The organism is Acidaminobacter sp., from assembly GCF_030247605.1.
In the GTDB taxonomy this organism is placed as follows: Bacteria; Bacillota; Clostridia; order Peptostreptococcales; family Acidaminobacteraceae; genus Acidaminobacter.
In genome coordinates this window covers 180,351-193,903 of record NZ_JAOTSB010000002.1, presented here as the reverse complement: position 1 = coordinate 193,903, position 13,553 = coordinate 180,351, and the positions used below count along the sequence as shown (strand labels likewise).

General features: G+C 47.2%; 10 protein-coding genes and 1 other RNA gene. 10 read left to right on the top strand and 1 reads right to left on the bottom strand.

Annotated features, from left to right (window positions below; translation table 11 throughout):
- Nucleotides 1-401 precede the first annotated feature (401 nt).
- From OEL90_RS00915 to rnpB, 10 genes are all read left to right on the top strand, one after another.
- Complete coding sequence (locus OEL90_RS00915) at nucleotides 402-1,787, top strand: glycine--tRNA ligase (protein WP_330583717.1); 1,386 nt, start codon at nucleotides 402-404, stop codon at nucleotides 1,785-1,787.
- A gap of 216 nt (nucleotides 1,788-2,003) precedes the next feature.
- Entirely contained in the window at nucleotides 2,004-2,663 is a 660-nt protein-coding gene (locus OEL90_RS00910) for a helix-turn-helix transcriptional regulator (RefSeq protein ID WP_300686689.1), read from the top strand.
- Nucleotides 2,660-3,475, top strand: a complete 816-nt coding sequence (locus tag OEL90_RS00905) for a pyruvate, water dikinase regulatory protein (RefSeq protein ID WP_291401185.1) — start codon at nucleotides 2,660-2,662, stop codon at nucleotides 3,473-3,475. The genes OEL90_RS00910 and OEL90_RS00905 overlap by 4 nt, the downstream gene beginning before the upstream one ends.
- Nucleotides 3,476-3,485: 10 nt before the next feature.
- The gene (ppdK, locus tag OEL90_RS00900) at nucleotides 3,486-6,137 is read left to right on the top strand and encodes a pyruvate, phosphate dikinase (protein ID WP_307730764.1); all 2,652 of its coding nucleotides are present in this window, start codon (nucleotides 3,486-3,488) and stop codon (nucleotides 6,135-6,137) included.
- A gap of 217 nt (nucleotides 6,138-6,354) precedes the next feature.
- Nucleotides 6,355-7,362, top strand: coding sequence for a deoxyguanosinetriphosphate triphosphohydrolase (locus OEL90_RS00895; RefSeq protein ID WP_291401187.1), 1,008 nt, complete (start codon nucleotides 6,355-6,357; stop codon nucleotides 7,360-7,362).
- A gap of 281 nt (nucleotides 7,363-7,643) precedes the next feature.
- Nucleotides 7,644-9,488, top strand: a complete 1,845-nt coding sequence (gene dnaG / locus OEL90_RS00890) for a DNA primase (RefSeq protein ID WP_291401188.1) — start codon at nucleotides 7,644-7,646, stop codon at nucleotides 9,486-9,488.
- On the top strand, nucleotides 9,481-10,587 hold the full coding sequence (gene rpoD / locus OEL90_RS00885; RefSeq protein WP_291401189.1) for an RNA polymerase sigma factor RpoD: 1,107 nt from the start codon (nucleotides 9,481-9,483) through the stop codon (nucleotides 10,585-10,587). Before dnaG ends, rpoD begins: the two co-directional genes overlap by 8 nt.
- 157 nt (nucleotides 10,588-10,744) lie before the next feature.
- Complete coding sequence (locus tag OEL90_RS00880) at nucleotides 10,745-11,458, top strand: tRNA (adenine(22)-N(1))-methyltransferase (RefSeq protein ID WP_291401190.1); 714 nt, start codon at nucleotides 10,745-10,747, stop codon at nucleotides 11,456-11,458.
- Nucleotides 11,434-12,567 (top strand): Nif3-like dinuclear metal center hexameric protein, encoded by a 1,134-nt coding sequence (locus tag OEL90_RS00875; protein WP_291401191.1) that lies wholly within the window; start codon nucleotides 11,434-11,436, stop codon nucleotides 12,565-12,567. The genes OEL90_RS00880 and OEL90_RS00875 overlap by 25 nt, the downstream gene beginning before the upstream one ends.
- 25 nt (nucleotides 12,568-12,592) lie before the next feature.
- Nucleotides 12,593-12,947: RNase P RNA component class A (rnpB, locus tag OEL90_RS00870), an RNA gene on the top strand.
- Nucleotides 12,948-13,073: 126 nt separating this feature from the next.
- Here rnpB and OEL90_RS00865 read toward each other — a convergent pair.
- Nucleotides 13,074-13,502, bottom strand: a complete 429-nt coding sequence (locus OEL90_RS00865) for a flavodoxin family protein (protein ID WP_291401192.1) — start codon at nucleotides 13,500-13,502, stop codon at nucleotides 13,074-13,076.
- Nucleotides 13,503-13,553 lie beyond the last annotated feature (51 nt).

Sequence of the window (13,553 nt, the reverse complement as noted above, 5' to 3'; positions counted from 1 at the left end):
CACTTCATTATCAGCTTTAACATTGTTTCTGAAAATGGATTAAAGTGCGGATATTCCGGCTGGACAAGCTTGGGAAGCCTGTGGTACAATCCATTTAAATTCAAATGGATGCAGAGAAGAAGAAAAGTAAAAGGTGAGGACATTCAAGAGAGCCGGCGGCAGGTGTGAGTCCGGTATGAAATCCCTTTGAAGGCGCTTTGGAGCATCGTCTCAAAGTGGGCATTTTGCCAACTAGGGTGGAACCGCGGAAGATAGACTCTTTCGTCCCTAACCGGGATGAGAGGGTCTTTTTTTGCTAGGATGAAAAGTCCGGTGGTATGACGCGGATCTGAACTTCAAAGCAACAACTTTATTAGGGTTTCTGATTAGTATTCTTTCATTACAGTACAGGAGGGTTTCTGATGTCAAAAGTCACTATGGAAAAAATTGTTTCATTATCCAAAACCCGCGGCTTTGTCTTTCCGGGCTCTGAAATTTATGGTGGTTTGGCTAACACTTGGGATTATGGTCCTTTGGGCGTCGAGCTCAAGAATAATGTCAAGAAGGCCTGGTGGAAGAAGTTTGTTCAAGAATCCAAGTATAACGTTGGCCTGGATGCGGCAATTTTGATGAATCCGGCCACTTGGGTGGCATCAGGCCACGTGGGCGGATTCGCTGATCCTTTGATGGACTGTAAGGCATGTAAAGCACGTTTTCGGGCAGACAAGCTCATTGAAGATCATTTCATGGCCATAGGTCATGAAGGTGTTGTAGACGGCTGGCCTAAAGAGAAGATGGAAGCTTATATTCAGGAGCATGGCATTAAGTGTCCGGAGTGCGGCAAGAAGGATTTCACCGGTATTCGTCAGTTTAATCTCATGTTCAAAACTTTCCAGGGCGTTACTGAAGATTCCAGTACACAGATTTTTCTGCGACCTGAAACGGCTCAGGGGATTTTTGTGAACTTTAAAAACGTTCAGCGGGCGTCCAGAAAGAAAGTGCCTTTTGGTATTGCTCAGGTCGGCAAGTCCTTTAGAAACGAAATCACACCGGGCAACTTTACGTTCAGGACGCGGGAGTTTGAGCAAATGGAACTCGAATTTTTCTGCGCCCCAGGTGAGGATCTGGAATGGTTCAATTATTGGAAGCAATTTTGCCTGGATTGGCTGAAAAACCTGAATATGAAAGAGACCTCCGTTCGTTCCCGGGATCACGCTAAAGAGGAGCTCTCCCACTATTCGAACGCCACAACGGATATTGAATTCTTGTTTCCTTTTGGATGGGGAGAGCTTTGGGGGATCGCCGACAGAACGGATTTCGACCTTAAAGCGCACATGACCCATTCAGGCGAAGACCTTCGCTATATTGACCCAATGACAAATGAAAAATATGTGCCTTATTGTATCGAGCCTTCTCTTGGCGCTGATCGCGTTACGCTGGCATTTCTTGTGGATGCCTATGAAGAGGAGACACTCGAGGATGGCTCTGACCGTGTGGTCATGAAATTCCATCCTGCGCTTGCACCTATCAAGGCTGCGATTTTCCCGCTCGCGAAGAAACTGAATGACGAAGCGATTAAAGTCTTTGAAATGCTATCAAAGCACTTTATGGTGGATTACGACGATTCTGGCAGCATAGGCAAGCGTTATCGCAGACATGATGAGATTGGAACACCGTTTTGCATTACTTTTGACTTCGACTCACTTGAAGATGGCCAAGTCACTGTCAGAGACAGAGATACAATGACACAGAAAAGAGTCCCGATTAATGAATTGGTGGAACTGATCCGTCAGAGCCAGGAATTCTAAGAAATAAGATTAATCAAGAGAGGAAATTAGTGACGGCAAAAAGTCGGTTCATGACTTTTGCTGCACTAATTTCTTCTTTCTTTTTTGGGGATTTTATTTATGTCAATGTATGGGAAAAAAACAACAATATTATAAAAAATACGATGCAATCCCTTATAAAGTGTAGTAGAATAGTCTCAACGCGTTAAATAGTGCATCACATTAAAGTGAAAGCGGGTGATTAATATAGAGCTTAAAAATCGTCACTATGAAATACTTGAGATTGTTAAGACGCAGGGGCCTATAACCAGTGAACACATTGCGAGTCTTCTAAATGTCACGCGATCTGCGATTCGTGCGGATTTAAATCTGCTGACCATGTCGGGGATGCTGGAAGCCAAACCAAAGGTTGGGTATATGTATATAGGCAGTGTTGAAAGGCAAAAAATTGCGGACTACCTGAACGCAGTCCGGGTAGGAGATTTGAAATCAAGGCCGGTGGCAATCACGGATACCACCTCTGTGTATGATGCTGTGGTCACAATGTTCCTGGAAGATGTAGGCTCAATTTTTATCACAAATGAAGCCAAATATCTCTCAGGCGTAATTTCCAGGAAAGATTTACTTAAGGCCGCTATAGGCGGAAGTGATATTCATCAGATCCCTGTGGGTATCATCATGACGAGGATGCCTAATGTTGTAACAGTAGCGCCGGCGGACCCGGTTGTCGAAGCAGCGAGAAAAATCATGGAGCATGAGATCGATGCGCTGCCAGTCGTTGAAGAAATATTTAAGGACGGCCAGATTTTGTACAGGATTGTCGGCAGGTTCTCAAAAACCAACATTACAAAGCTCTTCGTAGATATTGGCAACAAACTTGGGGGGGGATTGGATTGAGTAAGAAATATCACGTCTATGTCATCTCTGACTCACTTGGCGAAACTGGCGAAATGATGGCGCGCGCCGCGGCTGAGCAGTTTGGTGGAAATGAGTATGAGATTAAGCGCTATCCCTTTATCTCCAATGAAGAGCAAATTATGGAGATTGTAGAAGAAGCGTCAGCGCACCGTTCTGTCATCTTGATTACGACAGTGCTCGCACACCTGAGAGACAAGCTGGTAGAGGAATGCAAAAAACTTGATATTCCTACTGTGGATCTTCTGCTTCCTCTCGTGGATGTTTTTTCGAAATTTCTGGGAGTTGAACCGGCAGGAGAGCCGGGACTTGTTCACAGGCTGGATGAGCGTTACTTCAAAAAAGTTGAAGCTGTCGAATTCGCGGTAAAATATGATGACGGGAAGGATCCGAGAGGTGTTAAAAAAGCGGATCTAGTTTTGATAGGGATCAGCAGAACGTCGAAAACGCCTCTGAGCATGTATCTGGCACACAAAAATATCAAGGTCGCCAATATCCCGCTGGTGCCCGAGGTTCCGGTACCGGATGAACTTTATGAAGTACCCACCAACAGAATCATAGGATTAACCACCAATCCGTATAAATTAAATGAAATCCGTCAGGAACGCTTAAAAGCACTGGGCCTCGACAGCCACGCCTCTTATGCGGATTTGGGCCGTATACTTGAGGAGCTGGAGTATTCGGACAAACTGATGAAAAAGCTTGGTTGCCCTGTAATCGACGTTTCAAGCAAAGCGGTAGAAGAAACTGCGAATATCATCGTTGAGATTATGAAAAAAAATATGCTGATATGAGGTGAGCAAATTGAAAAAATGGGTTTATTTCTTTGAGGAAGGCAATGCGGAAATGAAGTCACTCTTAGGTGGCAAAGGCGCTAATCTGGCGGAGATGAAACGCATTGGTCTGCCGGTGCCAAATGGTTTTACCATCACGACTGAGGCGTGCAATGCCTATTATGAAACCGGAAAATCATTGGGTGAGGACGTCAAGGCTCAGATTTTTGAATACTTAAATAAACTTGAAGCCATAACGGGCAAGACTTTTGGCAACGCTGAAAACCCGCTTCTGGTGTCCGTTCGTTCCGGTTCGGTCTTCTCTATGCCAGGTATGATGGATACTATTCTGAACCTGGGTCTAAATGATGAGACTGTCGAGGGGTTGGCGGCGTTGACAGAGAACCCTAGATTCGCTTACGACAGTTATCGCAGATTTATTCAAATGTTCAGCGATGTTGTGCTGAAGGTCGCCAAATACAATTTTGAGCATGCTTTAGATGCAGCCAAGCGCGACAAAGGACTTACTTATGACACTGAGTTGACGGTGGATCACTTAAAAGCCTTAGTCAAGACTTACAAGGATATTGTTCAAAAGGAAACCAGAAAACCGTTTCCACAGGAACCGGAAAGTCAACTGATCATGGCGGTCAACAGTGTTTTCGAATCCTGGGACAATCCTCGTGCCAATATCTATAGAAATTTGAATGATATCCCGCATAATCTTGGCACAGCTGTCAACATTCAAGAGATGGTTTTTGGCAATATGGGTGAGACCTCTGGAACAGGCGTCGCTTTTACGCGCAATCCTTCTACCGGTGATCCTGCCTTCTTTGGCGAATTTTTGCTCAACGCTCAGGGTGAGGATGTCGTGGCTGGCATACGCACACCTAGACCCATTTCTGAATTGAAAGATGTCATGCCTGAGGTATATAAGCAATTCAGAGAGATTTCGACAAAATTGGAACAGCATTATAAAGACATGCAGGATATCGAGTTTACCATTGAGCGCGGAACGCTGTTCATGCTGCAGACAAGAAATGGCAAGCGGACGGCGCCGGCGGCTGTCAATATTGCAGTTGACTTCGTGGAAGAGGGACTCATTGACGAAGAGACTGCGATTATGCGGCTCCAACCGGAACAAATCGATCAGCTTCTTCACCCGACCTTTGATGATGTGGATCTGGCCAACGCCAGAGAAATCGCCAAAGGTTTGCCAGCCTCTCCTGGCGCGGCTTGCGGGCAAGTGTTCTTCAGCGCAGAGGACGTCGTTGCAGCTCAAGCAAAAGGTATTCCAGCGGTTTTGGTGAGACAGGAAACCTCACCTGAGGATATTGAAGGCATGGTAAGCTGTGTCGGAATTCTGACTTCCCGTGGGGGTATGACTTCCCACGCTGCTGTCGTGGCACGCGGCATGGGTAAATGCTGTGTCGCAGGCTGCGGCGAGATCAAAGTGGAGGAGTACGCAAAACAATTTCATGTGGACGGTTTGGTTGTCAAGGAAGGAGATTACATCTCGCTGGATGGCAATAATGGGCGAGTCTTTCTTGGAAAGATCAAGACAAAGGAAGTTGGGCTGACCGGAAACTTTGGAAAGCTCATGGGTTGGGCAGACAAGCACAGGGTTCTCAAGGTCAGAACTAACGCTGATAATCCCAGAGACTCAAAAGTCGCGGTTAAGTTCGGAGCTGAAGGGATTGGCCTTTGCAGGACGGAGCATATGTTCTTCGAAGAGGAGCGTATTCCTGTAGTTCGACGCATGATCATTTCAAAGTCCTTTGAGGAACGAAAGGAAGCACTGGAACATCTTCTGCCATTCCAGAAGGCCGACTTTATTGGCATCTTCGAGGCAATGGGTGAGCGGCCGGTGACGATCCGCCTTCTGGATCCTCCGCTGCATGAATTTCTGCCTCACGAAGACAAGGACATTGAAGCGCTGGCGAAGGACATGAAGATATCGGCATCTGAGCTGAAATCTATTGTCAATGATTTGAAAGAGTTTAATCCAATGCTGGGTCATAGGGGCTGCCGTCTGGCGATCACCTATCCTGAAATCTATGAAATGCAAGTCAGAGCAATTTTCGAAGCTGTGGCGGATGTGGTTAAGCGCCTGGGGTTGAAAGTCAAACCAGAGGTCATGATCCCGCTGGTAGGATTCGAAAAGGAACTGGAAATACTTGATTTGCTTGTAAGAACGACAGCTGACAAGGTTTTGGAGGAACAAGACATTGAGGTTGATTATAAGGTAGGCACTATGATTGAAGTGCCGCGGGCAGCGCTGCTTGCGGATGACATTGCCAAACATGCCGAATTCTTCTCCTTTGGTACCAATGACTTGACGCAAATGACCCTTGGATTTTCCAGAGATGATGCCGGAAAATTCTTGCCGGAATATCGTCATAAGGAGATCTTTGAAAAAGATCCTTTCCAAACCATTGATCAAAAAGGTGTCGGCAAGCTTATGAAGATGGCGATAGAGCTCGGCCGTCAGACTCGTCCGGAGATCAAACTAGGCATTTGCGGCGAACATGGCGGAGAACCAAAATCTGTTGAATTTTGCCATGAAATTGGTCTTGAGTATGTTTCGTGTTCGCCTTATCGTGTTCCGATCGCCAAGCTGGCTGCTGCCCAGGCTGCCATTAAAGCCAAAAGCGGCGAAAGTAAAACGGGGATCAATCTTTAGAGAAGAAATGGCTGGGTTTGGTGACCATCGGCCATAGGCTAAAAGAATAAAGAGAGGAAGAAGGTGCTTTGTGAAGTTCAGTTTGACTTCGTAAAGGCCATTCTGCCTCTCTTTTTTGACGATCGATAAAGAAATACTAAAAAAGATTTTGGAAATAAAGGATTCTTGGACTTCTTCAGCGAATTAATAGCGAGCGTCATAAATGGAGGTGCGGTTCATGTCCATTAGAGAACGGACAGAAGCGATTGAACGGCTGGTACTTTCTGAGCATGCAATGCATGCTTCGGACTCTCTCGGGAGATTGGTTCCTGAAGACCAGTGCGCTATAAGAACGGTTTATCAGCGTGACCGCGACAGGATCCTGCATTCTAAAGCGTTCAGACGCCTGAAGCATAAGACACAAGTATTTCTGTCACCTGAGGGGGATCATTATAGAACGCGGCTGACGCATACCCTGGATGTGTCACAGATCGCGCGCACCATAGCCAGGGCACTTCGTCTTAATGAAGACCTCACTGAAGCGATTGCTCTAGGCCACGATTTGGGGCATACGCCCTTCGGTCACTGCGGTGAAATGGAACTGGACCAGATCCATCCGGGTGGATTCGACCACAACGAGCAGAGTCTGAGGGTTGTGGATCTCTTGGAAATCAGGTCGGATGGAAGGCGGGGCCTGAATCTTACTCATGAAGTACGTGATGGGATTCTCAGCCACAGCGGGGGAAAAAAACCACAGACCCTGGAAGGGCACGCGGTGTCGTTCAGCGACCGGATCGCCTATATCAATCACGACATAGACGACGCACTGCGGGCTGGGGTTTTGGAGCTTGCAGAGCTCCCTGAGGTGTTTCTGAAAACACTGGGCAAGACTCATAGTCAAAGGATCAATACGCTGATCGTAGATATAGTCAATCACAGCAGAGGTTCGGACCAGCTTTCATTCAGTCCGGAAATTGCCGAGGCATTCATAGGGCTTAGGCAATTCATGTTTGACCATGTGTACCTCAATTTAGATGCTAAAAAAGAGGAAAAGAAAGCACGCGTAGTGCTCAGAATGTTGTATGAGTATTATAGCAGCCAGCCTTCAGAGATGCCTCGGGAATACTTCGAGCTTTATCAGGGGAAGGAAGGCACTGAAGCAGTAAAAGATTATGTTTCAGGCATGACGGATCGCTATGCGGTACAGTTATACCAAAAACTTTTTGTCCCGGACTTTTGGACTTAACTCAGCCTGGTTGGAACAAAATTCAGGCGCATTTTGTATTGAATGGAGATCTTATGCAACAGGATTCTTTCAGACTGGAAAAACATTTTTCAAAACGAAAAAAAATTGAAGGAAATTGCCATTAAACGTTGAATTCTTATTATCGTGAAAGTTAAGCATAATATCATGCCAGGGACTTGGGGCTGCGTATCCTGCAACTGGATCAAGAAACATCCGGAGCATTATAAATATTGACAACAGGTCCTTACTCAGGATTTTTTCATTAGAAAAGTGGGTACAATATGTCTAAGTATACAAATGAAGTCGCTGAAGCACTTCTGGAACGCGTGGATATAGTCGACCTTGTAGGGCGCTATGTTGAGTTGAAGCGGACTGGCAGAAACCATAAGGGGTTATGTCCGTTTCACAATGAAAAGACGCCGAGCTTTGTCGTCACTGAGGAAAAGCATCGATATCACTGTTTTGGCTGCGGTGCGGGCGGGGATGCCATTGCCTTCTACATGGCCATGGAAAACCTGGACTTTATTGATGCGGTTGAAGCCTTGGCCGAACGCTATGGCTTGGATCTGGATCGATATAAAGTACAGAATTCTGCTCAAGAGCAGGAATCAGCAATACTGAAAAAGGCCTTATATCAAGTTAACAGAGAGGCTGCCATATTTTACTTGAGAAAGCTGAAGGAAGATTCTGCTGCACAGGCTTATTTGAATAAGCGGGGCATTGAACCACTGACTGCCAGACGGTTTGGACTGGGTTTCGCACCAGACGCGTGGCAAGCCCTGACAGATTATATGGAGCCTAAGCAGCACCCTCTCTTACTGCAAGTTGGTTTGGTGGATCGTCGAAAAAATGGAAACGGTTATTATGATAAATTCAGGAATCGGCTGATTTTTCCTATCCAGGATCAGCGCCAAAATATCATTGGTTTTGGTGGCCGGGCTATTGGAGACGATATGCCAAAGTATCTCAATTCGCCTGAGTCGGTAATTTTCAGCAAGGGCACAGCGTTTTACGGAATCCTTCAGGCGAAGGAAGCTCTGGGAAAACTACGCAGTGTCATTGTGGTAGAAGGGTATATGGATGTTATAATGCTTCATCAAGCCGGGATCACCAATGCTGTGGCTACGCTGGGAACAGCCCTGACGGAAGCGCATGCCCGGGTCCTAGACCGCTATGTGGATGAAGTGACATTGTGTTTTGATGGGGATGAAGCCGGAAGAAAAGCCGCTCTCAGAGGTGTGGGTATTTTGAAGGCCATGAAGGCGAAGCTAAGGGTGCTCACACTTCCGGTTGGCCAGGACCCGGATGATTTTGTCAGAAAAAATGGTGCCGAGGCTTTTCAGAAAATGGTTCAGGAAGCTGACCCTGCGACGACATTCTTAATTCAGGCAGCCAAGCACAAATATAACCTGAATACACCTAATGAAAAACTGGAGTATTTAAAAAATGTCGCAATGATCATAAGGGGACTCGACAGCGAGGTCGAAAAAAGTTATTATATAGATTACGTGGCAAAAGATCAGTCGTATGACTCAAACGCCATTTATAGGGAAGTTTACGGCTTTTCCAAAGCTCGACCTCAATTCGAAGCTAAGAAGCAGATTGAGAAAGTCGCCATTGATCCCACGCAATATAATGCAATTTTTGAGTTGGAGAAAAAAATTCTTGAAATTGCGCTGAGAAATAAATCCGCATTTGATCTTATCTGTACAGATGTGGATTTGGATCAGCTTGAGAATTCGGAAGTAAAGGATCTTATCAAACGTCTGGAGTTATATTACAGGGTCTATGACACTGTAGGGCATGATGAGATCGTAGAGATGTTTGATCTTGATACGGCCATAAGACTGGACCAAATGGCAAGAAACAGCATTGTGGGTGAAAATCTCGCGCGTGAAGCCATGGTGACCAGGATCCATTATAAATTGGCGAAATTGGATGCTCAAATAGCAGAGCTCAGAGCTGAGAGAGAGAAACTTGAACAACCATCGGCAAACGCACTTAGCGTGTCGGAGGTCTCACATCTCAAACTCGTTTTGATCAGAAAGGAAATGGAATTGAAAAAGATGAAAACAGAAGCGGTCAAGGAAAGAGATTCCTTGAGAGGAGGGACGTCGATTGGCTAAGATAGATCCGCAGCATCTTGATACCGTCAAAGAGCTGGCGAATAAGGGGAAAGTGAAAGGCAATCTTACTTATTCAGAAATCGAAGACGGCTTATCGGAACTCGACATCGACAAGGATCAGATTGAAGATATTTATGACTCGTTGGCTTCCATGGGCATTGAAGTCATTGGCGAAAAGGATTTGCTGGATGATGAGCCTCTGATTGAAGAGGACGAGAACGCGGAAGAGGTAGAAGTTGATGTTGAGGACTTATCCCTTCCCAAAGGCATCAGCATTGACGACCCGGTTCGGATGTATCTCAAGGAAATTGGAAAAGTGCCGCTTTTGTCAGGAGATGAAGAGATTGAACTGGCGAAGCGCATGGAGGAAGGCGACGACGAGGCGAAGAAAAAGCTTTGCGAGGCAAACCTCAGACTGGTTGTCAGCATTGCAAAGCGTTATGTCGGGCGTGGCATGCTGTTTCTCGATCTGATTCAGGAAGGCAACTTAGGACTGATTAAAGCAGTCGAGAAGTTTGACTGGAGAAAAGGTTACAAGTTCTCAACTTACGCCACTTGGTGGATTCGTCAGGCTATTACCCGCGCCATTGCGGATCAGGCCAGAACCATACGAATTCCGGTTCATATGGTGGAGACCATCAACAAACTGATCAGAGTGTCCAGACAGCTTCTTCAGGATCTCGGACGGGATCCTAAGCCGGAGGAAATTGCAGCTGAAATGGACATGAGTGTTGAAAAGGTCAGAGAAATTTTGAAGATCGCTCAAGAGCCAGTATCCCTTGAGACTCCAATTGGTGAAGAGGAAGACAGCCATTTGGGAGACTTCATACCTGACAATGATGCGCCTGCGCCTGCTGATGCAGCGGCATTTTCTATGCTGAAAGAACAGCTCATGGAGGTTCTTGAGACTCTGACGCCAAGGGAGCAAAAGGTCCTGAAACTCAGATTTGGGCTTGAGGACGGCCGTGCGCGTACTCTGGAAGAAGTTGGCAAGCAATTTGACGTGACCAGGGAGCGGATTCGTCAGATTGAAGCGAAAGCGCTTAGAAAGCTGAAGCACCCTAGCCGCAGCAAAAAACTCAAAGATTATTTGGAGTAAATCAGAAGCGGTCGTCATCAGAGGGTTTGATAAAGTTGTCATTAATTTGAAAAACCGGGAGAGACCCGGTTCTGTGAAAGGAAATTGGTGCAGCATAAGCCGAAGCCGGCTTACTTGTGACGCCAATTTCCTTTCGTCGATTAGAGGAGGCAAGACTGTGAAACCAAGATTGACCCCAAGACTGCGGACAGTTGCTGCAATGGTCCCTCAAGGGGCTCGAGTGGCGGACATTGGAAGCGACCATGCTTATGTACCGGTAGAGCTGATTCGGACAGGTCGAGCCGTAAAGGTCATAGCCAGTGATGTTCATGCGGGTCCGGTTGAAAATGCAAAAGGTGTTGTCGCTGCAGCGAACCTGGAGGATGTGATCGAGATCCGACTGGGTTCCGGCTTTGACGTCTATCAGATGGGAGAGGTCAATTCTGCAGTTTTGGCAGGCATGGGGGGATTTTTAATCCGAGACCTGATTATTGAAGCGCTGCCTTTGGTAAAATCGCTGGAATGTTTAGTGCTGCAGCCTATGGTCGCCATTCGCGAGCTTAGGGTGTGGCTGCTCCAAAATGGATTCGAGATTCTGGATGAGCAAGTCGCTCAAGAAGGACAGAAATTTTACGAGATTTTTTCGGTCCATTATACAGGACGATGCCTTGAAACCGTTGATTTTAAAACTGCAGAAATGGGTTGTCAAATGTTCAGGGCTGAAGATGAGATTTCCATGAACTATTTGGCGCAAAGAATACAAAAGACAGAAAATGTCATCCGTGCTCTGGCGCAGGCCAAGGATGCTGAGGCGACCGAGCTTCATGCCTTTGAAGCGCGCCTGAAGCTGTTGAAGGAGGCACAGGCATGCTTGTCAATTCAAAGAAAATAGTCAAGCTCATAGAAGAGCGATATCCGCCGTCGCTGGCAGCGGCTTGGGATAATGTTGGTTTCCAAGTGGGTAATCCGAACAGCGCCGTCAATAAAATCCTGGTTGCACTGGAAATTACACCTGCTGTGGTTCAGGAAGCCATAGATGTCAATGCTGATTTGATAGTATGTCACCATCCGCTTATTTTTGAGCCGCTGAAACGTTTGACAGAGAGCAGCCCCGTGGAGGTCGTGATTAGAAAACTGACTGCCGCAAGAATTGGCGTCTACGTCGCACATACAAACGCAGACGCGGCGCCCGGCGGCTCCGTGGATGCGCTTCTTGAGTCACTCGAACTGGAACGCGTTGAAACCATGGGGGACGTCTTTAGCGAACCCTTGTATAAACTGGCGGTTTATGTGCCTGTAAACCACGTTCAAATCGTTTCGCAGGCTATGTTTGAAAGCGGCGCAGGCCGTCTGGGTTCCTATGCGGAGTGCAGTTTCAGTTATCCTGGAACAGGCACTTTTTTGCCGATGGATGGCGCTCAGCCCGCCATCGGTTCAGTCGGTGTTCGTGAACGCGTCGAAGAAACCAAGATCGAAGTACTGGTGCGCCAGGATCAAGTCAGAGAGACACTTAAAGCCATGCTGGACGCGCATCCGTATGAGGTGCCGGCATATGATTTGTGGCCTTTGAAGGCACCGGAGCAAGTCTTTGGTTTTGGAGCCGTGGCAGTGGCAGCTTCTGATGCCAGTCAGAATCTTAATTTGGCTCAATGGGCGTCTAAGGTCAAAGCCGCTTTGAACGCGCCGGGGACACGCATGGTTGGAGCTCCGGAAGCACCGGTTCACCGAATCGCGGTAGTGCCTGGAGCCGGGGCGTCCTTCTATAAGGAAGCCGCAGCGGCAGGCTGTGACCTGCTTATTACGGGTGATGTGAAGTATCATGATGCACAAGGCGCATTGGCGCTCGGTGTTCATCTGATTGATGCAGGACATTGTGAGACAGAGCTGCCGTTTATCAGCCGCATGGCAGCCCAACTAAAGGAAGACATGGAGCAGAAGGGGTATGAAGCCAGGGTTGTAGTCTCTGAAACGCGGATTAATCCTTTTTCCATTGCTTTTTAGCGTAATACAGCCTATAATAGACAAGTGAGTAAACCAGACAATCGCGTGCGAAAGTACGAGGAAAGTCCGAGCTCCATAGAGCAGGGTGCTGGGTAATCCCCAGTGGAGGCGACTCCAAGGAAAGTGCAATAGAAAGATACCGCCTCAGCAGGCAGGCTTCGGCCGCTGCTGCGGTAAGGGTGGAATGGTGAGGTAAGAGCTCACCAGCGTTCAGGTGACTGGACGGCTCTGTAAACCCCGCCTGGAGCAAGACCAAGTACGGGATGAGAAGGGAGTTGCTCGCTCCCCCCGGTTGGTAGGTCGCTTGAGCCCTCCGGCAACGATGGGCCTAGATAGATGATTGTCAAATACAGAACTCGGCTTATAGGTTTACTCACACAACTCAAATACATTAAAGCCCGTTGCCAGAAATGGCAACGGGCTTTTTTGACGTGCAACCCATAAATGAAGTTGAAATGCAGAGTCATTAAGTCACAAACAATTATTTTCGCTGAGGATCCAATAGGTTACAGTTTTCCTGCCATCCGCCCCACAGCAGCCTCGATCTGTCGATCCCGTCCCGGCCTAGACCAGTCGATGATTTCCTCATTGAGGACCTTGGCGCCTTGTTTTTCCACAAGGTTTTTGAAGCCGCTCATAGCCTGATTGCCACCCATAGCATGAAGTGGGAAAGCATGGGTGATCAGAAGAGCGACTTTTTTTTGATTGAGGGCCTTTGACGGAAGTGCATTTAAATAGGCCGCCATTTCTGCTGCCAGCGCGAAGCCTTCCGTGTGAGAGCCGAGCACGAGTGTCTCAAAGCTGTCAAAGTCTGGTTTGTCCTCAATCCGAACCAGCACTACAGGTCTTCCGGCCTTTGAAAGGCTGGCTTTGAGTTGTTCAGCCACTTGAAGCGTGTGACCGGTTTTGGAGTGAACAATGATGCCAATGGTCATGATTCTTACCCCCAGAAATTAAAATTCTACATGATAAGCGTACGCTTTTTG

Bases quoted from the DNA above. Each gene is read 5' to 3' on its own strand.
- OEL90_RS00915 (WP_330583717.1), top strand. From the start codon at position 402: ATGTCAAAAGTCACTATGGAAAAAATTGTTTCATTATCCAAAACCCGC.
- OEL90_RS00895 (WP_291401187.1), top strand. From the start codon at position 6,355: ATGTCCATTAGAGAACGGACAGAAGCGATTGAACGGCTGGTACTTTCT.
- dnaG (WP_291401188.1), top strand. From the start codon at position 7,644: ATGTCTAAGTATACAAATGAAGTCGCTGAAGCACTTCTGGAACGCGTG.
- OEL90_RS00875 (WP_291401191.1), top strand. From the start codon at position 11,434: ATGCTTGTCAATTCAAAGAAAATAGTCAAGCTCATAGAAGAGCGATAT.
- OEL90_RS00865 (WP_291401192.1), bottom strand. From the start codon at position 13,502: ATGACCATTGGCATCATTGTTCACTCCAAAACCGGTCACACGCTTCAA.